Annotated in this window: 20 protein-coding genes; all 20 read right to left on the bottom strand. The window is 70.9% G+C overall.

The window, feature by feature from the left end; translation table 11 throughout:
* Positions 1-2: 2 nt before the first annotated feature.
* Positions 3-725: an SDR family oxidoreductase gene (locus tag KSO98_RS09290; RefSeq protein ID WP_225285116.1), complete on the bottom strand. Its 723-nt coding sequence runs from the start codon at positions 723-725 to the stop codon at positions 3-5.
* A complete protein-coding gene (locus tag KSO98_RS09295; protein WP_225285117.1) occupies positions 722-1,360 on the bottom strand; it encodes a TetR/AcrR family transcriptional regulator in 639 nt (212 codons plus the stop codon). The genes KSO98_RS09290 and KSO98_RS09295 overlap by 4 nt, the downstream gene beginning before the upstream one ends.
* Entirely contained in the window at positions 1,357-2,784 is a 1,428-nt protein-coding gene (locus tag KSO98_RS09300; protein WP_225285118.1) for a carboxylesterase family protein, read from the bottom strand. The genes KSO98_RS09295 and KSO98_RS09300 overlap by 4 nt, the downstream gene beginning before the upstream one ends.
* Complete coding sequence (locus KSO98_RS09305; RefSeq protein ID WP_225285119.1) at positions 2,781-4,730, bottom strand: flavin-containing monooxygenase; 1,950 nt, start codon at positions 4,728-4,730, stop codon at positions 2,781-2,783. The genes KSO98_RS09300 and KSO98_RS09305 overlap by 4 nt, the downstream gene beginning before the upstream one ends.
* Positions 4,727-6,340, bottom strand: coding sequence for an FAD-dependent monooxygenase (locus KSO98_RS09310; protein ID WP_225285120.1), 1,614 nt, complete (start codon positions 6,338-6,340; stop codon positions 4,727-4,729). The genes KSO98_RS09305 and KSO98_RS09310 overlap by 4 nt, the downstream gene beginning before the upstream one ends.
* A gap of 25 nt (positions 6,341-6,365) precedes the next feature.
* A complete protein-coding gene (locus KSO98_RS09315; RefSeq protein WP_225285121.1) occupies positions 6,366-7,193 on the bottom strand; it encodes an ABC transporter ATP-binding protein in 828 nt (275 codons plus the stop codon).
* Entirely contained in the window at positions 7,186-7,956 is a 771-nt protein-coding gene (locus KSO98_RS09320; RefSeq protein ID WP_225285122.1) for an ABC transporter permease, read from the bottom strand. The genes KSO98_RS09315 and KSO98_RS09320 overlap by 8 nt, the downstream gene beginning before the upstream one ends.
* Positions 7,953-8,798, bottom strand: a complete 846-nt coding sequence (locus tag KSO98_RS09325; protein WP_225285123.1) for an ABC transporter permease — start codon at positions 8,796-8,798, stop codon at positions 7,953-7,955. The genes KSO98_RS09320 and KSO98_RS09325 overlap by 4 nt, the downstream gene beginning before the upstream one ends.
* A gap of 67 nt (positions 8,799-8,865) precedes the next feature.
* Positions 8,866-9,852, bottom strand: a complete 987-nt coding sequence (locus tag KSO98_RS09330; protein WP_225285124.1) for an ABC transporter substrate-binding protein — start codon at positions 9,850-9,852, stop codon at positions 8,866-8,868.
* A 121-nt stretch (positions 9,853-9,973) separates the two neighbouring features.
* A complete protein-coding gene (mhpA, locus tag KSO98_RS09335; protein ID WP_225285125.1) occupies positions 9,974-11,623 on the bottom strand; it encodes a bifunctional 3-(3-hydroxy-phenyl)propionate/3-hydroxycinnamic acid hydroxylase MhpA in 1,650 nt (549 codons plus the stop codon).
* A complete protein-coding gene (locus KSO98_RS09340; protein WP_225285126.1) occupies positions 11,620-12,354 on the bottom strand; it encodes an HpcH/HpaI aldolase family protein in 735 nt (244 codons plus the stop codon). The genes mhpA and KSO98_RS09340 overlap by 4 nt, the downstream gene beginning before the upstream one ends.
* Positions 12,351-12,812, bottom strand: a complete 462-nt coding sequence (locus KSO98_RS09345; protein WP_225285127.1) for a nuclear transport factor 2 family protein — start codon at positions 12,810-12,812, stop codon at positions 12,351-12,353. The genes KSO98_RS09340 and KSO98_RS09345 overlap by 4 nt, the downstream gene beginning before the upstream one ends.
* 8 nt (positions 12,813-12,820) lie before the next feature.
* Entirely contained in the window at positions 12,821-13,645 is an 825-nt protein-coding gene (locus tag KSO98_RS09350) for a 2-keto-4-pentenoate hydratase (protein WP_225285128.1), read from the bottom strand.
* Positions 13,646-13,648: 3 nt separating this feature from the next.
* Positions 13,649-14,524, bottom strand: coding sequence for an alpha/beta fold hydrolase (locus KSO98_RS09355; RefSeq protein WP_225285129.1), 876 nt, complete (start codon positions 14,522-14,524; stop codon positions 13,649-13,651).
* A complete protein-coding gene (locus KSO98_RS09360) occupies positions 14,521-15,465 on the bottom strand; it encodes a 3-carboxyethylcatechol 2,3-dioxygenase (RefSeq protein ID WP_225285130.1) in 945 nt (314 codons plus the stop codon). Before KSO98_RS09360 ends, KSO98_RS09355 begins: the two co-directional genes overlap by 4 nt.
* A 98-nt stretch (positions 15,466-15,563) precedes the next feature.
* Positions 15,564-16,226, bottom strand: a complete 663-nt coding sequence (locus KSO98_RS09365) for a CoA-transferase (RefSeq protein ID WP_225285131.1) — start codon at positions 16,224-16,226, stop codon at positions 15,564-15,566.
* Positions 16,223-16,918 carry a 3-oxoacid CoA-transferase subunit A gene (locus KSO98_RS09370; RefSeq protein WP_225285132.1) on the bottom strand — a complete coding sequence of 232 codons (696 nt, stop codon included), beginning with the start codon at positions 16,916-16,918 and terminating at the stop codon, positions 16,223-16,225. The genes KSO98_RS09365 and KSO98_RS09370 overlap by 4 nt, the downstream gene beginning before the upstream one ends.
* Positions 16,915-18,126: a thiolase family protein gene (locus tag KSO98_RS09375; RefSeq protein ID WP_225285133.1), complete on the bottom strand. Its 1,212-nt coding sequence runs from the start codon at positions 18,124-18,126 to the stop codon at positions 16,915-16,917. Before KSO98_RS09375 ends, KSO98_RS09370 begins: the two co-directional genes overlap by 4 nt.
* Positions 18,123-19,118, bottom strand: coding sequence for a 3-carboxyethylcatechol 2,3-dioxygenase (locus tag KSO98_RS09380; RefSeq protein ID WP_225285134.1), 996 nt, complete (start codon positions 19,116-19,118; stop codon positions 18,123-18,125). Before KSO98_RS09380 ends, KSO98_RS09375 begins: the two co-directional genes overlap by 4 nt.
* Positions 19,115-19,969 (bottom strand): fumarylacetoacetate hydrolase family protein, encoded by an 855-nt coding sequence (locus KSO98_RS09385; protein ID WP_225285135.1) that lies wholly within the window; start codon positions 19,967-19,969, stop codon positions 19,115-19,117. Before KSO98_RS09385 ends, KSO98_RS09380 begins: the two co-directional genes overlap by 4 nt.
* Positions 19,970-20,132 lie beyond the last annotated feature (163 nt).

Raw genomic sequence — 20,132 nt, forward strand, 5'->3', positions numbered from 1 at the left:
GCTCAGACGGAGCGGCTGATGCCGCCGTCGACCCGGATGTTCTGTCCGGTGACGTAGCTGGACTCGCTCCCGGCGAGGAAGCGCACGACCCGTGCGATCTCCTCCCGGCCGCCTGCCCGGCGCAGCGGGATCCGCTCGGTCCATGAGGGCGCCACCGCGGCGGGGTCGTCGACGTTCCAGCCCGGGAGCACGTTGTTCATCCGGATCCCGGCCCGCCCGTACTCGTCGGTGTAGAGCTTGACGAAGGACGCCAGGCCCGCCCGGAAGGTCGCCGAGATCGGGTAGCGCGGGTTGGGCTCGAAGGGCGAGCTGGTCGAGATGTTCACGATCGTGCCGCTGCCCGCCTCCACCAGATGGGGCGTGACGACCCGCGCCATCCGCACCACGTTGAGCAGGTAGCCCTCCAGGCCGTCGCGCCAGTCGGCGTCGCTCAGGTCGAGCACCGGCCCGCTCGCGCCATGGCCGGAGTTGTTCACCACCGTGTCGATCCGGCCGTACGTCGACAACGCCAGGTCGACGATGGCCCTCAGGTCGTCCTCCGACCGGTTGCTGCCGTCGAGGCCGACGCCGCCGAGGCTCTCGGCGAGCTCGCGGCCGGCGCCCGAGGAGGAGAGGACAGCGAGGCGATAGCCGTGCTCGTGCAGCTCGCGCACGACCGCGGCGCCGATGCCGGATCCGCCACCGACGACGATCGCGACCGGGCTCGTGTCAGGAGCGTCGCTCATGCGCCGGTCTCCTCGAGCAGCTGGCTGGCACGGCGCGCGATGAGCGCCTCCACCGCGGAGGCGGAGAGGTCCGCGAACTCCGCGAAGTCGATCTCGTCGCCGGCGCAGGCGGCGATGTAGAAGCCATCGGTGAGGGCACGACCGAGGACGACCATCTTGCGCCCGAACTCGGGGTCTGCGGCCAGCACCTCGGGCGGGATCTGGGGCTCGACGCGAGCGACCATGAGCTCGAACATCTGCTTGCGCACCTCGAGGTACTTCTGCCGGGCCTTGTTGTCGGCCAGCCGGCGCTCGAGGGCGAAGAGCAGCGCGAGGATCCAGAACGCCTCGGTCTTGTTCTCCGGGTTCGACGAGCCCCCCGCCGACCCGGCGATGCTGCGGCGCAGCAGGTCGCGGTTGGTCGGACCGGTGTGGTCGGCCTTCCAGGTCTCGAAGCAGAACTCGATCAGGTCGGCGAAGAGCTGCTCCTTGTTCTCGAAGTGCCAGTAGACCGAGCCGATCGGCAGCCCGGAGAGGCGGGCGACCTCCGACATCGTGGTGCCCTCGTACCCCGCGGTCACCGCCAGAGTGAGGGCGGCGTCGAGGATCGCCCGCTCGTTCTCGGGGGTGGACTTCTGGACGCGCCGCTTGTTCATCGCGGACTCCTCTCGAGGGGCTGAAGCAAAGAAAGGCTGTCATATCGCGCGGCTGCAGCTCCGGAGGAACCGATCGCGAGCAGCCGCGGGTCGTCGCGGCGCCATCGCGGCGTGCTGCCCTCGACACCGCGGACGAACGCGATCACCTCGTCCTGCAGCGCGCAACGGGTGCGCTCGAAGAGCTCGTCGTCGAACCCATCGAGCATCGGGGCGTCGAGCCAGGCGGCGCGGTCGCCGAAGAGGAAGGGCAGCGTGAAGCAGTGCGGCGCGAGGGCCCGCGGCAGCGGGCTGCGGACATCGAGCCGAACGTGACCGGCCGGGACGGTCGCGGCCGCGGCCAGCTCGTAGGCGGTCGAGGTGAACTGCGCCAGCGTCGTCGCCGCGACCAGTGCCTCGTACGCCGTTTCCTCCCCCGTGACCCGGTCCTCCGCATACCGGAGCGCGGCGTCGGGGTCCGCGAAGGTCGAGCCGACGTACTCCTCGAGGCGGGCACGGGTGAAGCTCTCCGGCGGCTGTGGCCTCAGGAACGCCGCGGCCTCGCTCGCGGTGGTGACGAGGAGGAGGGACCCGGTGTGCAGCCGGGGTGCGCTGAGGGCCGGCTCACCCAGCCACGCGGGCAGCTCCTCCGAGGCGGCGGGCGCGAACGGGAAGCCCTGTCCGCGGTACGCCGGCGGCACCTGCCGTTGCGCGGCCAGCACGTCGGTGACCGGCGCGGTGTCACACGCCGCTGGCGCGAGGTGCGAGGCGAAGGCCTCGGCCCGCTCGGTGTGGTCGGCCCCGGAGAGCGGCGCCATCCGCGGCATGCTGACCAACAGCGTGCGGGCGAACCGGCCGGCGATCCACGGCAGCAGGCTCAGGGCGTGCGCGAACCAGGCGCCGGCGGAGTCGCCGGCGATCGTGATGGCGGCGGGGTCGCCGCCGAAGGCGGCGATGTTCTCGGCGACCCAGCGCGTCGCCCGGTCGAGATCGCGTACGGGAAGGCCCGAGCCGTCACCGCCGGTCCCGGACAGGACGCCGAGGGCGCCCAGCCGGTAGCCGACGGTGACGAGCACGATTCCGCTGGCTGCGACCAGGTCGTGGGCGTCGTACCAGCGGGCCTCGGGGCTGCCGGAGGTGAAGCCGCCGCCGTGGATGAAGAGGAGCACCGGGGCGCCGCTGGCGTCCGCAGGCGCCTGGATCCGGATGCCGAAGGCGTCCTCGCCCTGCTCGAGCTCACCGAGGGCGGGGCCGAGCAGAGCGTCCAGCAGCCCCGGCGTCTGGGGGAAGGACGCCGGGGCCGCCTGGGCGACGTCCGGAGGACCCACCTCGGCGCCGCGGGGGGCGAAGCCGTAGCGGATCCCCCGGACATCCACGACACCATCGCGCACGATGCCGGTGACGGCCCCCGTGGAGACGGCAAACGTACGCAACACAGTCACGCTCACCGGAAGGTGTAGTCCTGCGGGTCGATCCGCTCGGTGATCTCCCAGTACTCGGCGTTGGTGTACGGCCAGACCTGCGAGACCCGGCCCGCACCGTTCTGGTACCAGCTGCTGACGTAGGGCTGGCCCCAGGCCATCTGCTGGTTCTCCCGGTCGACCCACTCGACGAACCGATCCAGCGCCTCGGGCGTCACGTCGAGCGACGCCACTCCGCGGGTGAGGAGCTCGCGGACGGCCTCCAGGGCGTACTCGGCGGCGCGCTCGAGCATGAAGTGCAGGCTGCCGGCGACAACGCCGCCCACGTTGGGGCCGTACTGCATGAAGAAGTTGGGGAAGCCGGGGACGGTGATGCCGTTGTACGCCCGTGCGTCGCCCTTCCAGAACTCGTGCAGCTCGACGCCGTCGCGCCCGACCACGTCGATGGCGTCGAGGTAGTCCGAGGGCTTGAAGCCGGTGGCGAGGATGACGACGTCCAGCTCGTGCTCGACCCCGTCGGCCGTACGGATGCCGTGCTCGGTGAACGCCTCGATCCCCGACGTCACCACGGTGGTGTGCGGGGCGCGCAGCGCCTGCGCCCAGACGCCGTTGTCGCGCAGCATCCGCTTGGCGCCCGGCGGGTAGGACGGGATCGCGATCTCGAGCAGGTCGGGACGGCCCTCGAACTGCTCGGCGAGGCGGCCGATGAGCTCGTCGCGGACGGCCTGGTTGATCGGCGAGACGCTGAGCGGCGCCCCGCTCCAGCCCTCCTCGGCGCGGACGGTGTGGAAGCGACCGGGGATGCCCTGGACGGTCACCCACAGCCGGAACCACTGGCCGAAGTGCGGCACCTTGCGGGCCAGCCAGTCGAAGGTCTCCGACATCGGCGCGTGGTAGGTCGGCGCGGGCAGCATCCAGGGGGCACTGCGCTGGAAGACGGTCAGGCTCGCGACGTCGGCGTAGATCGCCGGGACGATCTGGTACGCGCTGGCGCCGGTGCCGATGACGGCGACGCGCTTGCCCCGCCAGTCGACGGACGGGTCCCACTCCTGGGAGTGCATCGTGACGCCGCGGAAGTGCTCGAGGCCCTCGAAGTCGGGGATATTGGGCAGGTCGAGCTGGCCGACGGCGCTGATGACGGCGTGGAACAGCCGGGTGCGGTCGCCGTCGGCCGTCCGGGTGACGACCTCCCACGCGTCGGCGTCCTCCTGCCACGTGGCGCTGACCAGCCGGGTGCCGAACTCGATCCGGTCGCTCAGCCCGGCGCGCTCGGCGACGGTGAGGAGGTAGTCCTCGATCTCGCCGCCCTGGGCGAACTGGTGGGGCCAGTCGGTGCGCTGCGCGAAGGAGTACGAGTAGCCGAACGTCGGGGTGTCGAGCCGGACGCCGGGGTAGCGGTTCTTGCGCCAGGTGCCGGCCAGGCCGTCGGCGGCGTCGATCATGGTGAACGGGACGCCGGCCTGGCTGAAGCGGTGACCGGCCGCGATGCCGGCCACGCCGGAGCCGACGATCAGGACGTCGAAGGGCCGCCCACCGGCGAGCTCGGCGAAGTGCCAGTCGGGCGCTCCACCCTTGTCGGCGGCCAGGTCGAGCTCGTGCTTGAGCGAGTCGGCCCACGCGCGGCGGCCGTCGGTGAGGTAGTCGAGGAGCTCGGTGACGGTGTCGTCGGGGAGGGTGTCGACGGTGGTGATCTGCTGGTCGCGCAGCCGGCGCAGCCCCTCGTACGCGAGCTCGCGGGCACTCGCCTGCTGCTCGGCCGTCATCCCGCCGTGCGGGTGGCCGACGGTGTTCACCGGGGTGAGCGGCGGGCGCAGCTCGGGGGTGAGACCGGCCGTCTCGCCGGTCGCCGCGGCCAGCGCGACGAGCAGCGGCGGCAACTCAGCCTGCTCGACGATCTCGCGCAGGAAGGCGTCGCTCTCGGTGATCGGCTCGTGCCGGTCGCGCCAGAACAGGTCGTCGTGTCGCTCGCTCATGCGGTCGCCTCCTGGCGCTGGGACAGGTCGAGATAGCTGCGAAGCCCGTCGACCACCTGCCGCTCGCTGCCGGCTGTGAACACGGCGGCGACGTAGCGGTCGGGGCGGACCACGACGGCATGCGCGACGGACAGCGGGTGGGCCGTGTCGACGAGCAGGCCGGTGGGGTCGATGAGGGCGTCGGGGCGGGTGCTGGCCTCCGTCGCACCCGCGGCACACAGGCGTAGGCGCGCGGCGCCGTTCCAGTACGGGTCGCGGGCGATCGTGCCCTCCGGGCCGAGGTGGAGGACCGCCCAGCCGGGGCCGAGTAGGTGGTCGAGGGGCGTGCGGGCACCGGACGCGTCGGCCACCGTCGGCTGGCTCAGCGACGTGCCGACCATCGCGGCCAGCGCGGGGTCGACGTCGGGGGCCGGCGCGACCGTGAGGCCGTCGGCATAGTTCGGCGGAGTGATGAAGCGCATCGACGAGAGATACGCATGCGCCGGAGGCACGAGCCTGGCGAGGCCGAAGACGGCGTCGCGCAGCACCGCGGCGACACCGCGCGCCATCACGACCGAGCCGGTGATGTGCGAGACCCGGACCATCTTCCTCGCGTGGGCGCGGCGCTCCTGCTCGTAGGTGTCGAGCAGCCGGTCCGAGCCGTCGCCGGCGAGGACGGCGAGCAGCTTCCACGACAGGTTGGCGGCGTCGCGCAGGCCGGCGTTGAGGCCCTGTCCGGAGAAGGGCGGCATCAGGTGGGCGGCGTCGCCGGCGAGGAGGGCACGGCCGACGCGGTAGGTCTTGGCCAGGCGCCGGTGGGCGACGTAGACGACCGCGCGGCGGATCTCCTGCTCGGTCACATCGGGGTGGAACGGCAGCACGAGCTCGCGGATCCGCTCGGGGCGGGTGAGCTCGTCGGCGTCGTCGCCGGGCAGCATCATGTACTCGAGGCGGAGCCGGCCCTTGATGCCGGGCACGAGCACGTACGGCCGCCGGCCGTTGCCGTGGAACTCCGCGTACGGCTCGCGCTCGCCGGGGGCGTTGAGCAGGTCGATGACGACCCAGCGCTCCTCCTGGGTGGACCCGACCAGCGGCACGCCGATCTCGTCGCGGGTGAAGCTGCGACCGCCGTCCGCGCCGATCAGCCAGGAGCCGCGCAGCGTGGTCGTGGCGTCGTGCTCGTCGGCGAGCGTCACAGTGACGCCGTCGGCGTCCTGGGCGATCGCGGTGGCCCGATGCCCGGCCCGCAGGTCGAGCAGGGGGTGCGCGACCGCGCGGTCCCAGAGCAGCTGCTCGAGGACCGGCTGGTCGAACTGCGACTTCGCCGGGTGGCCGAGGCGCGAGGCGACCGGGCGTGACTGGGCGAGCAGCCGGTCCCCGCGCCCGAAGTAGCGCGCGCCGGTGTCGAGGTAGGTCTCCGCCTTGAGCGGGTCGGCCAGGCCGAGCCGGTCGATGATGCGGAAGGACTCGTCAGCGATGCTGATCGCCCGGGGCAGATCCCCCGGTGCGGTCAGCGGGTCGACGACCGTGACCCGCGCGCCGCCCTCCGCGAGGAGGAGCCCCGCGGTCAGCCCGACCGGCCCTCCCCCGACCACGATGACGTCGATCTGGTCGTCCTGCTTGTCCGCCATGTGAGTCCGTCTCCCGTTCTGCTGCTCAGACCGTCGAGGTCTGTTGGGCACTCGTGGCGCCGCCCTTGTTGGTCTTGGCGATCTGGACCTGCCCGTACACGTGCGCGCGCAGCTCGGTGAAGCGCGGCATCGAGCGGGTCTCGAGCTGGTCGCGCTCGGCCGGCAGGTCGATGGCCAGGTCGTCCTGGACGACCGTCGGCGAGCTGGACAGGACCAGCACCCGCTCGGCGAGGTAGACCGACTCGTCGATGTCGTGGGTGACGAAGAGGATCGTCATGTTGTGCCGCTTCCAGACCGCACGGACCAGGTCCTCGAGGTCGGCGCGGGTCTGCGCGTCGACGGCCGCGAAGGGCTCGTCCATGAGCAGCACGCTCGGGTGGGTCGCCACGGCGCGGGCGATCGCCACCCGCTGCTGCATGCCGCCGGAGAGCTGCCACGGGTAGCTCTTGCGGGCGTTCTCCAGCCCCACCGAGGTGAGGGCCTCGTCGACCCGAGCCCGGCGCTCGGCCTTGGAGAGCTTGGCGACCTTCAGCGGGAGCTCGATGTTGCCCTCGACGGTGAGCCACGGGTACAGGCTGCGGCCGTACTCCTGGAAGACCACCGCCATCCCCTTGGCCGGGCCGTTGACCTTCTTGCCGTCGAGGACGACGGTGCCCGAGGTGGGCTGCATGAGCCCGGCGATGCACTTGAGCAGGGTGGTCTTGCCGCTGCCGGACGGGCCGACGAGGCAGGCGAACTCGCCCTCGTGGAGGTCGAAGGTCAGCGATCGCACCGCCTCGAACTCGCGGCCGTCGCGACGGTAGACCTTCTGGACCTGGCTGACGCTCAGCCGGACATCCTGGCGCTCAGACATTGGCGCTCTCCTTCAATCCTTCGTACCACCCGAGGACGCGCCTCTGGACGAGTTGGAACAACACCGACAGCGCCACGCCGATCAGACCGAGCAGCACGATGCCGCTCCACATCTCGGGGATGGCCACCTGGTTCTGGAAGTTGATCGTCGCGTAGCCGATGCCCTCGGTCGCGGCGAACATCTCGGACGTGACCATGAGGACCAGTCCGACGGCGAGGCTCTGCCGGATCCCCGCGAAGATCTGCGGCGAGGCCGCCGGCAGGACGAGGTAGCGCAGCCGGTCGAGGCCACGCAGGCCGTACACCTCGCCGGTGCTGAGCTGGACCTCGTCGATGGACGCGACGCCCTTGACCGTGTTGAGCAGGACCGGCCAGATGCAGCCGAGCACGATCACGGTCACCTTCATCGCGTCGTTGATGCCGATGACGAGCAGCAGCACCGGGATCAGGATCGTTGAGGGCACGGCGCGGAGGAACTCCAGCAGCGGGCCGAGCAGCCAGCGCACCCAGTCGACCGAGCCGATCACCACACCCAGGCCGATGCCCAGGGCGATGGAGATGATCAGGCCGGCGGCGAGGCGGGTCAGGCTCGGCACGACGTCCTTGTGGAAGCCGTCGCCCAGCCAGACCGTACGGAAGGCGTGGACGAGCGGTCCCGGCTTCGGGACGAAGAAGCTCGTGCCGTTGCGGCTGGTCGCCCACCACAGCACGATCAGCAGAGCGGGCAGGCCGACGAAGTAGAGGAATCGCTTCAGCAGCTTCATGACTTCACTCCTCCGCGCACCGACGCGTGCCAGAAGAGCAGCCGGCGCTCGAGCAGGCCCATGAGGCCGTTGACGAGCATGCCGAGCACACCGCTGGTGAGGATCAGCGCGTACATCGAGGGTGTGGCGTCGTTGATCTGGGCGAGGGCGACCTTCTGGCCCAGGCCCGGGGTGCCGACGATCAGCTCCACACCGATGGACAGGATCAGGGCGACCGTCGCGGCGAGCCGGATCCCGGTCACGAGGTAGGGCAGCAGCGTCGGGAACACGAGGTAGCGGACCCGCTGCAGGTACGACAGGTGCATCGTGTGCGCGGTGTCGGTCGCGACCTTGTCGACGTCCGCAACGCCGTAGAGCACCTGGACCAGGACGATCCAGAAGCAGGCGAAGGCGACGATCAGCAGCTCAGCCTTGAGCACCGGGCCGTAGAGCAGGGCCGCGAGCGGGATCAGCGCGACCGACGGGATCGGGCGCAGGAACTCGATCGTCGAGTGGGTCGCCTGCCGCAGGAAGTCGCTCGAGCCGATGATGACGCCGAGGACGATGGCGCCGAGGGTGGAGATCACCAGGCCTAGCAGCCACGCCCGCAGGGTGTAGCCGGTCGCGGTCCAGAAGTCGGCGTAGCCGAGGTTCTGGAAGAACTGCGGCAGCACGTCGGACGGCGGCGGGAGGAAGTGCGGGTCCACCGGACCGATCTCGGAGAAGATCTGCCAGGCGAAGAGGGCACCCACGATGCCGAGGGCACCGAGGAGGGCCGGCAGGCCGCGCTCGAGGAGGGAGGCCCGGCGACGCGGCGTCGCCGGCGGTGCGGCGAGCTGCACGTTGTCGTGTGCCACGCTCATGGCGGAGATCCTTTCCGGGGGAAGCTTCAGGAGGAGCGGGCCGAGCCGAGTCCCGGCCCGCTCGGGGTCACTTGGTCCAGACCAGCTTCGACAGATCGGGCTCCTGCTGGATGATGCCGAACTTCTTCAGCAGGGTGCCGAACTGCGCGAGGGCGGCAGTGTCGAGGTGCTCGTCCCAGTTGATGAAGTCGGTCTTGGCGGCGACGGCCGGGTCGGTGCCGATCACCTTGGGCAGCTCGGCGCGGACCTCGTCGACGTGGCCCTGGGCGTACGTGAGCGTCTCGTCGAGGGCGGCGTCGAAGTTCGAGACCATGTCCGGCTTCGCCGCGACGGTCTTGCCGCCGGCGACGATGACGAGCTCGGCACCACCGAGGCCGGCCTTCTGGATGAAGTCGCTGGCCACCGCGCCGCCGGCGCCCATGATCTGCTGCATGAACGGCGGGCCGGCCATGCCAGCGTCGATCTGGCCGCTGGCGAGCTGCGCGGCGACCTGGTCGAAGCCGAGCTGGACGAAGGTCACCTTGCTCGGGTCGCCGCCGTCGAGCTCGACGGCCTGCTTGATGCCGATCTCGCCGATGCTGCCGAGGGCGTTGATCGCGACCTTCTTGCCGACGAGGTCCTTGGCCGACTTGATCGGCGAGCCCTTGCCGACCATCACGGCGACGGAGTCGGTCACGATGCTGGGGTTGTTCTTCGCGTAGCCGGCGACGATCTTGAGGTCGAGGCCCTTGGAGTCGGCGACCAGCGGGGTCGTCGGGCTGGAGAGCACGAAGTCGAGGCTGCCGGAGTTGACCGCCGGGAGCTGAGCGGCGCTGGACTGGCCCATCACGAGCTCGAGGTCGATGCCGTGCTCCTTGAAGAAGCCCTTGTCGATGCCGAGCTGGAAGGCGCCGACGGCCGAGGACGGGAACAGGCCGATCTTCACGTGGGTGAGCTTGCTGCCGCTGTTGTCGGCCGCCGCCTTGCCGCCGTCCACGGAGCCACCGCCACAGGCGGTGAGGGAGAGCGAGAGGGCGACGCCGGTGGCGGCCACCGCGGCGAGGGTCTTCTTCATGGTGCTTCCTACTTCCTTGCAGCTTCGCTGGCTTGGGTCAGGGTGTGACCCCCGTAACATCACACTAGTTCGGCTGTTACGCATTGGTCAATGGATATTGCATTTCTTTAGCATCGTGCATTCAGGCGCGGAGGTGGGCCGCCCGGAAGACGGCACCGAGGGTCGCCTCGAGCTCCTGGGCGAGGCACTCCGCGGCCACGACGTGGTCGGGCCGGACGACGACGACCGAGGTCGGCCGGGCATCGAACCAGGCCTGCAGCGTGCCGAGGTCACCGACCACGACGACGCCGGGAGCGGCGTTCGTGGCGGCCCAGTGCAGCTGGGTCGACGGCACGATCTGCACCAGCGCCCCGCCGAGGCGCTCCACCGCGGCGATCGCCTCCGCACCGAGGAGCGCGGTCGGGTCGTTGTTCCAGACCAGCACCCGCCAGCCTTGACCGGTGGCGTCGTCGAGCAGTCGGTCGACGCCGTCCGTCGTACGGACGGTGGGCTGCGGGTAGATCGTGCCCGCGACGCGCGGCACCTCTCGGTCCGGCAGCGTCTTGAACGTGGCGGCGGGCGTGTGCACCACCGCGCCGATGTCGTACTTCGGCTGCGGCTTGAACGCCTGGTTGCGGACGGCCGCCTGCTCCTCGGGGGTGCGCTGCGCGGCTGCTAGATCGCGCAGGCGGGTGCGCTCGGCGTCGTGGTCGGTCATCTCGTTGGCCATGCCCACCGAGATCGCGACCATCTGCTGGACGTGGACCAGCCGCTCGCTCTCGTACGTGTCGAGCAGGTCGTCGCCGGCGAGGCCCTGGACGACTGCGGCGAGCTTCCAGCCGAGGTTGACCGCGTCGCGGATGCCGGAGTTCCAGCCCTGGCCGCCGACGACCGGCATCACGTGGGCGGCGTCGCCGGCTAGCAGGATCCGACCGACGCGGAACCGCTCGGCGATGCGGGCATGGTGGGTGTAGACGCGGCGGCGGATGATGTCGAGGCGCTTCGGGTCCGGGACGTGCTCGGCGAGCAGGTCGTAGATGAAGGCGTCGTCCTCGGCGAGGGACTCGGGCTCGTGCGGGAAGAGGGTGAACTCCCAGCGGCGCAGTCCGTGCGGCAGGGAGATCGAGGCGTAGCCGCGCTTGGGGTCGCCGCCGAAGACCGCGTGCGGGGTGCCGATCGGGTCGTTGCGCACGTCGATGACCAGGCCCTTGGACTCACGCGTCTCGCCCTCGAAGGTGAGGCCGAGGCGCTTGCGGGTCGAGGAGCTGCCGCCGTCGGCGCCGACGAGGTAGCCGGCGCTGAGCACCTGCTCCCCGCCGCCATCGGTCCGCAGCGTGACCTGCACCCCATCGGCGTCCTGGGTGGCGTCGAGGACCTCGGTCGCGAAGCGCACCTCGACATGCGGGAAGCGGTCGAGACCACCGAGCAGCACCTGGTCGACGAGCGGCTGGACGAAGCCGTTGCGGCGCGGCCAGCCGAACTCGCGGGTCGTCGGGTTGACCTCGGAGAGGATGGTGCGCTCCCCGTTGATCATGTAGATCTTCTGGTCCGGGATGGTGTGCTCGAGCACCTCCTCGACGAGACCGAGCGTCTGCATCACCCGCAGCGCCTCGTCGTCGATGCCGACGGCGCGCGGGTAGTCGATCAGCTCGCCGAGGGCCTCGAGCACAAGGGTGCGCACGCCGCGCTGGCCGAGGAGGTTGGCGAGGGTCAGTCCGACGGGCCCGGCTCCGACGATGAGGACGTCGGCGTCGCGACCGGCCTGGCCGAGCGGCTCCACAGCGCTGGTCATGCGTTGCTCCTGAAGGTGTCGATGGTGTTCTTCGCCGCCTGGCTGACGAAGACGAGGTCGATGCCGAGGCCGACGTAGTCGACCAGCCCGTCCTCGATCAGTGCCTTGGCGTAGGCGGCGGACGCGCAGTAGCTGCCGAGCGTGACTCCCGCCGCGCGGACGCTCGTCGCGAGCTGGACGATCGCGTCGCGCACCGGGCCGTCGACCCAGTCGCCGCGACCGGGGAGGCCGTACGTCACGGCAAGGTCGGCGGGACCGATGTAGACCGAGTCGAGGCCCTCCACCGCGAGGATCTCCTCGACGTTCTCCAGCCCGGCACGGGTCTCGATCTGGATGATCGCGGAGACGGCCGCGTTCCCGGCGGCCGTGTAGTCGTCGCCGGTGTACAGCGCGGGCCGGGACGGCCCGAGGCTGCGTGCGCCGAGCGGCGGGTACTTCGTCGCCGCGACGAGGGCAGCGGCCTGGGCCGCGGTCTCGACGGTCGGCGCGATGATGCCGCGCGCACCGGAGTCCAGCAGGCGCAGGATCGTGGCGGGGTCGATCGAGCCGACGCGGGCGTAGGCGTGGGCGTTGCGCTCGCGCGGGATCGCGCGCAGCATCCGGCAGGCGTCCTCCAGGCCGACCTCACCGTGCTGCAGGTCGATGATCACGCCGTCGTAGCCTGCGGCCATCGCGAACTCGGTCACGGCCTGGGACGCGATCGCCTGGTGCAGCAGCGCAGGAGCGTTCATGACTTCTCCCCGTCGGCGAGCCGCTTGGCGTGCGCGGCGGCGTTGGCGCCGCCGAAGACCGGGACGATCTCGCGGCGCGCGAAGCGCCACTCGCCGTCGACCTGGCGGTACTGCTCGCGGAACTCGCCGACGCTGGCCGGCCTGAGGACGTCCTCGGAGGCGTCGCGGAAGGTCAGGTACGCGATCGTGCCGGTGAGGACGTCGCCCTCCCAGGAGAGCCGGATGCCGCCGATGAAGTGCCGCCCGACCAGGTCGGTCTGCAGCGCTCGCTTCGCGCCCCAGGCCTTGATCGCCTCGCGGCCGTCCATCACACCGAGCGGACCGACGCTGACCGCGTCCTCGGTGTAGAGCTCCCAGGTGGTGTCGGCCCTGTTGTGGTCCAGGCGCCACAGCAGCTCGGCGATGAGCTGCTCGATCGCGACGCGGGTCTCGGTGTCGACGCCGTACGTGGTGGTCATCTCGGTCCTCAGCTGTTCGAATCGAGGGTCGCGGTGACGCGGCCCAGTCCGGTGATGGTGGCGATGCACTCGACGTCGGCCGGCCACGGCTCGATGTAGCCGATGGAGCCCGACAGCAGGACCTCGCCGGCGCGCAGTGGCTGCCCGATCCGCAGCGCGGTCTCGGCGAGCCACTGCACCGCGTTGATCGGGTCGCCGAGGACGTTGCTGCCCACACCGCGGGTGATCTCGACGCCGGCGGCGGTGGTGATCACCATCTCGACGCCGGCGAGGTCGACCTCGCCGTACGGGTGGCGCTCCTCCCCCAGGACGATGCCGTCGCAGCCGGCGTTGTCGGCGATCGTGTCGACGATCTGCCCGACGCTGCCCGGGTAGCGGAAGTCGACCAGCTCGAAGGCGGGCGTCACGTAGTCGACGGCGTCCTTGATGACGTCGAGGTCGGCGTCGAGGATGTCCTTGCCCAGGACGAAGGCGACCTCCGCCTCGATCCGCAGGAAGTTGTGCTGCGAGGCCCGGCGCACGACACCGGAGGCGTGCACCATGTCGTCGTGCAGGATCCCGTAGTCGGGCTCGAAGACACCGACGCGCTTCTGCACGAGCGGGTTGGTCAGGCCGACCTTCCGGCCGGCCCGCTTCACGCCCAGCTCGGCCTCGCGACGGGTCGCGACCAGCTCGGAGATCCGGTACGCGGCGTCCAGGTCGTGCTCGGGCAGCCGCGGGCTGACGAAGTCGATGGTCGTGACGGCGCGACGGGCCTGGTAGAGGTCGTCGGCGATCTGCTCGATGAGGCTCTGCTCGGTGGTGCTCGGCCGGGGGGTGCTCTGCTCGGTCATGGTTCAGGCCTTCCGGGCGAGGAAGTCGAGGGCGTTGCGGTTGAAGGTCTTGGGGTCCTCCCACTGCGGCCAGTGCGCGGCGTCCTTGACGAGCAGGTACTCGCCGTCGGGGATCAGCCCGGCGAGGCGCTCGCCCAGGTCGGGGCCCCCGGAGGGCTCGTGGTCGGTCCAGACGAGGAGCGCCGGGACCGGGATCGCGGCGTAGTCCTCGTCGGTGACGCGGTTGCGGTAGCGGGTCTCCGCCTCGCGCAGCACCGCGATGTGGCGCATCGAGGCGCCGAAGCCCTCACGGGAGTAGACCGCCTGGCGGATCCTGACCAGCTCGTCGGTGATCTTCTCCGGATCGTGGATGACGACCTGGAGCCGCTGCTTGACGTTCTCGTACGTCGGCTCGGCGACCGCCTGCCGGCTCACCGACTGGGCGCGGTCGACGCGGGCCTCGTCGGTGACGCGGCCGCCGGGGGCGCTCAGGATCAGGGTGCGGACCCGGTCGGGGTGGTGGGCGGCGAACTTGATCGCGATCCAGCCGCCGAGCGACTCGCCGCACAGGTGCGGGCGCTCGAGGCCGAGGACGTCGAGCAGCCCGAGGAGGTGCTCCTCGTACTCGGGGATCTCGAGGTCGTGGTCGGTGAGCGTGGTGAAGCCATGCCCCGGGTAGTCGTACCCGATCACGCGGCAGCGCGACGCGAGGGCGTGGATGTTCTGCGTGAACGCCTCGATGTGGCCGGTGGTGCCGTTGAGCAGGACGATCGTCTCCTCGTCCGGCTCGCCGGTGCCGCCGACGGTCAGGACGCGGGTGCGCCACGGGCCCACCTGGACGTACTCGAGGGTGTGGGGCAGGTCGGCGATCGCCTGCCAGAACGTGATCTGGTCGCTCATGCCCGGTCCTCGCTGATGGCAGCCTGGATCCCGAAGCCGGCGCCCCAGGTGGGCACGGCCCAGTAGCGGTCGACCGCCATCCGGTACGCCCCGGCGGTGGAGAGCGCGGCGTACGCGGCGATCCAGCTGCGCATCTCGTGCGCGGCGCTGCCGCCCTCGGCGAGGAACCAGTCGTTGGCCCAGGCGTCGACGGTGGACAGGTCGCCGGAGCGGAAGACGTCGAGGACGAGGGTGTCCCACTCCTCGTTCAGCGGCTCGCTCGAGGCCTTGCCGTCGGCGATCGCCTGGATGCCGGTCACGATCGCGCGCTCGCGCGCCGCCCGCTCCTCGCGGGTGGGGGCGTACGAGATGAGCCGCTCCTGGAGCGTCCCCGGCGCGCCGTCCCAGCGCGGGACGGGCGGGCTGTGCGAGATGCCGCCCGAGGCGAGCATCAGCACGCGCTTGTCGAGCTGCGCGGCGGCCTTGCCGAAGGCCTCACCCATGGCTCGGACGCGCTGCATCGGGGTCAGCGGGAAGCCGAGGGAGTTGACGAAGACCGGCACGATCGGGCGCGACAGCGGAGCGCCGAAGAGGAACTCGACCGGCTGCATGATGCCGTGGTCGACCTTCATCCGCTCGGAGCGTCCGAGCTCGACGCCCTGCTCGAGCACGAGGGCGTGCAGCTCGCGGGCGACCTCGGCGTCGACCGGCACGGAGCCCGAGGTGGTGCCGTAGTCACCCACGCCCTCGGCCTGCGCGCCGACGGTCCACGGCGTGATCAGCGAGTACAGGTGCCCGTTGAAGTGGTCGGGGCCGAAGACCACCACGACCTCCGGGTCGAACTCCTCCACGAAGGTGCAGACCTCGGCGATGGCGGCGTCGATCTCCGCCTTGATCGTCCCGCCGGGGTCGACGTTGCCGAACGACGGTGCGTGGGACAGGGCGGCCACGGCCAGAGCCATCTCGGGTTCCTCTCGATTGCTTGAACCTTGTTTCTAGAATCGTGATTCTAGTGACGGCAGTCACGTCCGTCCAGGGGGTCGGAAGGAAAATGTTTTCTTCAGCCGTCGAGGCCGAGGCGACGACGCAGCTCGAACTCGTCCACGCCGTACGTCTCGCGGATGCCGACGCCCTCGGGCGTCAGGTCGAAGACGCCGTGGTCGCTGTAGACGCGACTGACGCAGCCGACGCCGGTAAGCGGCATGGTGCACGCCTCGACGAGCTTGGGGCTGCCGTCCTTGGCGAAGAGCGTCATCATCACGAAGACGTCCTTGGCGCCGATGGCCAGGTCCATCGCCCCTCCGACCGCGGGGATGTCGCCGGGCCGGCCGGTGCTCCAGTTGGCGAGGTCGCCCGTGCGGCTGACCTGGAAGGCCCCGAGGACGCAGACGTCGAGGTGGCCGCCGCGCATCATCGCGAAGGAGTCGGCGTGGTGGAAGTAGGAGCAGCCGGGCGTCTCGACGACGGGGACCTTGCCGGCGTTGGTGAGGTCGGCATCAATGACATCGCCGAGTCGCTCCTCAGCCTTGCGGCCCATGCCGAGCATGCCGTTCTCGGTGTGCAGGACGACGCCCTGCTCGGGCGTCAGGTGGTCGGCGATCTTGGTGGGCTGGCCGATGCCGAGGTTGACGTACGAGCCCTCGGCGATGTCGCGCGCGATCACCGCGGCGAGCTCGTCCATCGTCAGCACGCGCCCGGAGGTCGAGCCTGTCGAGGCCTTCATCGCGCCCCCTCGACGGTGTAGTGGCGGGCCTCTACCTGGACGATGCGGTCGACGTAGATCGAGGGCGTGACGATGGCCTCGGGATCCAGCGCCCCGATCGGCACGACCTCGCCGACCTGGACGATGGTGGTCGTCGCGGCGGTCGCCATGACAGGGCCGAAGTTGCGGGCCGTCCTGCGGTAGACCAAATTGCCCATCGCGTCGGCACGGTAGGCGCTCACGAGCGCGTAGTCGCCCTTGATCGGATATTCCAGGACATAGTCGCGGCCCTCGATGGTGCGGGTCTCCTTGCCCTCGGCGAGGGGGGTGCCGACCCCGGTCGGGCAGAAGAAGGCGCCGATGCCGGCCCCAGCCGCGCGCATCCGTTCGGCGAGGTTGCCCTGCGGGACGACCTCGAGCTCGATGCGCCCGGCGCGGTAGAGCTCGTCGAAGACGTAGGAGTCGACCTGGCGCGGGAAGGAGCACAGCACCTTTCGCACCCGGCCGGCCTGCAGCAGGGCGGCCAGGCCGACCTCGCCGTTGCCGGCGTTGTTGGCCACGACCGTCAGGTCGGTGGCGCCCTGGCGGATGAGGGCGTCGATCAGGTCGAACGGCATCCCGGCCAGGCCGAAGCCTCCGATCAGGATCGTGGAGCCGTCCTCGATCCCCGTGACGGCCTCGTCCGCGCTGTCCAGGAGCTGCGCGCGGCTCATCGCGTGGCCTCCGCGGTCGTGTCGAGGTTCTCCAGGACGACGGCCAGACCCTGGCCGACGCCGATGCAGATCGCCGCCACGCCGTACCGCTCACCGGATGCGCGCAGGACCTTGGCCAGGGTGCCGAGGATGCGGCCGCCCGAGGCGCCGAGCGGGTGACCGAGCGCGATCGCGCCGCCCTGGGCGTTGACCAGCTCCGCGTCGCGCAGTCCCAACGTGAGCCAGGCGTCCACGCAGACCAGCGACTGGACCGCGAAGGCCTCGTTGAGCTCGACGGCGCCGACCCGCTCCCAGGCGACACCCGCCCGGGCCAGCGCATGGTTGGCCGCCACGACCGGGGCGTAGCCGAACTCCCGGGGGTCGAGGGCGTACGCCGCACGGCCCGCGATCCGGGCGATCGGAGCGAGGCCGACGACGCTGGAGGCCCGCTCCGATCCGATCAGGAGCGCCGATGCGCCGTCGGAGAGCGGGCTCGCGTTGCCCGCCGTGATCGTGCCGTCGGCACGGAAGGAGGGGTTGAGACCCGCCAGCCCCTCGGCGGTGGTGTCGGCGCGGATGCCCTCGTCGCGGATCAGCTCGGTATCAGCCACCGGGGTGACGAGGTCGTCGTAGAAGCCCTCGTCCCAGGCCCGTGCGGCGAGCCGGTGCGACCGGGCCGCGAAGGCGTCCTGCCGCTCGCGCGAGATCCCGAAGCGCTCCTGCAGCTGCTCGTTGCACTCCCCCAGTGAGACGGTCCACGCCGTCGGCATCGCCGGGTTGACCAACCGCCAGCCGAGCGTCGTGGAGACCGCGGTGACGTCGCCGGGCGGGAAGCCCTTCGCCGGTTTGGGCAGGACCCACGGCGCACGGGTCATCGACTCCACGCCGCCGACCAGCACGATCTCGGCGTCGCCGGCATCGATCTGGCGCGAGCCGATCATCGCCGCATCCAGGCTCGAGCCGCACAGCCGGTTGACCGTGCTGCCCGGGACGCTCGTCGGCAGGCCCGCGAGCAGGCCGGCCATCCGGGCTACGTTGCGGTTCTCCTCGCCGGCGCCGTTCGCGTTGCCCCAGACGATCTCCTCGATCGCGGCCGGCTCGAGGCCAGGTGCCTTGGCCAGCAGCCCGGTGATCGCGGCCGCGGCCAGGTCGTCGGGCCGGACAGCACTCAGCGCGCCGTTGAAGCGGCCGAACGGCGTCCGGGAGGCGGCGTACAGGAAGGCGCTCATGACGCACTCCCCTCAACCGGCCGCTCGACGAGTCGCGCGACGGGCTCAGAGAGCATGATCCCGAAGCCGTTGCCCCACGCGTGGACGGGCCAGTACCACTGGTCCGCGATCGCGATGTCCGAGCCGGTGGCAGCGTGGGCGGCGGCGAAGGTCGCCACCCACGTCCGGATCTCGTGCGCGGAGCCGCCGCCGACCTCGGCCATCCAGTCGTTCGCCCAGCCGTCGGTGCTCGTGATCGAGCCCGAGGCGAGCGTGGCCATCACCATCCGGTCGAACTCCTCGTCCAGGGGCTGCTGGCGCGCGATGTCGGCAGGTGTCTCACCGCTCTGCGCGAGGGCGGCCTCGATGACGCGGCGCTGTCGCTCCCGACGCTGCTCGGGGGTGTAATCCCGGCCGTCGATCAGCCGCTCACGGATCTCGTCGGAGGCCCCGGCCAGCTTCGGCACCGGGGGGTCGTGGGACAGACCGCCGGAGCCGAGGACGAGCACGCGCTTGTCCCACGAGGCGATCTCGCGGCCGATCGCCTCGCCGAGCCGACGTACGCGCCGCATCGGTCCGAGCGGGAGGCCGACCGCGTTGATGAAGACCGGCACGATGGGCCGCTCGTAGTCGGCACCGAAGAGCATCTCGAGGCTCTGCGCCATGCCGTGGTCCACGTAGAGCCGCTCTGACTGGGCCACGTCGATGTCGGCCTCGAGCGCCGCATCGACCAGCCGTCGGGCCGCGTCGGCATCGACTGGCAGAGCGCGCTTGCGCGTACCCCAATCCCCCACGCTGGAGGCTGCCGAGCCGATGCAGAACGGCGGCATCATGTCGTAGAAGACGCCGTTGAAGTGGTCGGGGCCGAAGACGACCGTGACCTCCGGGTCGAAGGCCTCGATCGCCCGCCGGACCTCGGCGACCGCGGTCTCGATCTCGTCGAGGACGCCCGCGCCCGGGTCGATCTCGCCGATGAGCGGCGAGTGCGACAGGGCGCAGGCGAGGACGGTCACGCCTGCTCCGCGACGATCTCGTTGCGCAGGACGCCCAGGCCGGTGATCTCGACCTCGACGACGTCCCCGGCGCTGAGCAGGGCGGGCGGGTCCATGAAGAGACCGACGCCGCCGGGCGTGCCGGTGACGATGATGTCGCCAGGCGCCAGCGGGGTGAACGTCGAGATGTGCTCGATGAGCTGATCGATGGTGGTGCGCAGGTCGGCGATCTGGGCCTTCTGGCGCTGCTCGCCGTTGACGCGGGTCTCGAGGGTGCAGGAGTCGAGGTCCTCGATCTCGCCGGCCGGCACGAAGTAGGGGCCCATCGCGCCGGTGCCGGGGAAGTTCTTGCCCGGGAACCACTGCGAGGTGGCGCGCTGCCAGTCGCGCACGGTGAAGTCGTTGTACGCGCTGTAGCCGGCGATGACCGAGGCGTATTGGGCCGCCGGGACCTTGACGGCCGGGGCGCCGATGATGACGGCGAGCTCACCTTCGTAGTCGAACTGCTTGCCGACCGCGGGGATCTCCACCGGGACGAGGTGCCCGGTCTGGCTGTCCGCGAAGCGCGGGAAGAGGGTCGGCACGGTGATCTCCTCACGGCCGGTCTCCTCGAGGTGGGAGCGGTAGTTCACGCCGACGCAGACGATCTTGCCGGGGTTGGGGATCACCGGCTGGAAGGTCACCTCCGACTCAGCGGCGACCGGCACGAGCGTGTCGATCAGCGTGTCCGCGAGCAGGCCGGCGGCGATCGCGTCTCGCAGCGTGGGCGCGACGGCCGCACCGGTCGGGCCGAGGTCGTAGACCTGTCCGTCGACCGAGGCGCCCCAGGTCGGCTGCTGCGTCGCCACAGCGAGGAAACTCATGTACTTCATCCCGTACTCCACATCATCGACTTTAGAATGCATTGTCGGGAAGATAGTACTCTGACTTGCCGCCGCGTCAACGGTCGACTCGTAGCCCCTGCGGCCGAGGGGAGCGCTGGCAGGGGTGAGGGACGGACGGTCCAGCCGCCCGCGACCCGGAGGGGTCGCGTCG

It is taken from the genome of Nocardioides nematodiphilus, from assembly GCF_020216525.1.
GTDB lineage: Bacteria > Actinomycetota > Actinomycetes > Propionibacteriales > Nocardioidaceae > Nocardioides > Nocardioides nematodiphilus.

Coding starts and splice junctions, on each gene's coding strand:
- KSO98_RS09355 (WP_225285129.1), bottom strand. CDS start 14,524: ATGAGCGACCAGATCACGTTCTGGCAGGCGATCGCCGACCTGCCCCAC.
- KSO98_RS09370 (WP_225285132.1), bottom strand. CDS start 16,918: ATGAGCCGCGCGCAGCTCCTGGACAGCGCGGACGAGGCCGTCACGGGG.
- KSO98_RS09315 (WP_225285121.1), bottom strand. CDS start 7,193: ATGTCTGAGCGCCAGGATGTCCGGCTGAGCGTCAGCCAGGTCCAGAAG.
- KSO98_RS09295 (WP_225285117.1), bottom strand. CDS start 1,360: ATGAACAAGCGGCGCGTCCAGAAGTCCACCCCCGAGAACGAGCGGGCG.
- KSO98_RS09365 (WP_225285131.1), bottom strand. CDS start 16,226: ATGAAGGCCTCGACAGGCTCGACCTCCGGGCGCGTGCTGACGATGGAC.
- KSO98_RS09330 (WP_225285124.1), bottom strand. CDS start 9,852: ATGAAGAAGACCCTCGCCGCGGTGGCCGCCACCGGCGTCGCCCTCTCG.
- KSO98_RS09350 (WP_225285128.1), bottom strand. CDS start 13,645: ATGACCGAGCAGAGCACCCCCCGGCCGAGCACCACCGAGCAGAGCCTC.
- KSO98_RS09375 (WP_225285133.1), bottom strand. CDS start 18,126: ATGAGCGCCTTCCTGTACGCCGCCTCCCGGACGCCGTTCGGCCGCTTC.
- KSO98_RS09325 (WP_225285123.1), bottom strand. CDS start 8,798: ATGAGCGTGGCACACGACAACGTGCAGCTCGCCGCACCGCCGGCGACG.
- KSO98_RS09310 (WP_225285120.1), bottom strand. CDS start 6,340: ATGGCGGACAAGCAGGACGACCAGATCGACGTCATCGTGGTCGGGGGA.
- KSO98_RS09320 (WP_225285122.1), bottom strand. CDS start 7,956: ATGAAGCTGCTGAAGCGATTCCTCTACTTCGTCGGCCTGCCCGCTCTG.
- KSO98_RS09385 (WP_225285135.1), bottom strand. CDS start 19,969: ATGAAGTACATGAGTTTCCTCGCTGTGGCGACGCAGCAGCCGACCTGG.
- KSO98_RS09360 (WP_225285130.1), bottom strand. CDS start 15,465: ATGGCTCTGGCCGTGGCCGCCCTGTCCCACGCACCGTCGTTCGGCAAC.
- KSO98_RS09340 (WP_225285126.1), bottom strand. CDS start 12,354: ATGAACGCTCCTGCGCTGCTGCACCAGGCGATCGCGTCCCAGGCCGTG.
- KSO98_RS09305 (WP_225285119.1), bottom strand. CDS start 4,730: ATGAGCGAGCGACACGACGACCTGTTCTGGCGCGACCGGCACGAGCCG.
- mhpA (WP_225285125.1), bottom strand. CDS start 11,623: ATGACCAGCGCTGTGGAGCCGCTCGGCCAGGCCGGTCGCGACGCCGAC.
- KSO98_RS09290 (WP_225285116.1), bottom strand. CDS start 725: ATGAGCGACGCTCCTGACACGAGCCCGGTCGCGATCGTCGTCGGTGGC.
- KSO98_RS09345 (WP_225285127.1), bottom strand. CDS start 12,812: ATGACCACCACGTACGGCGTCGACACCGAGACCCGCGTCGCGATCGAG.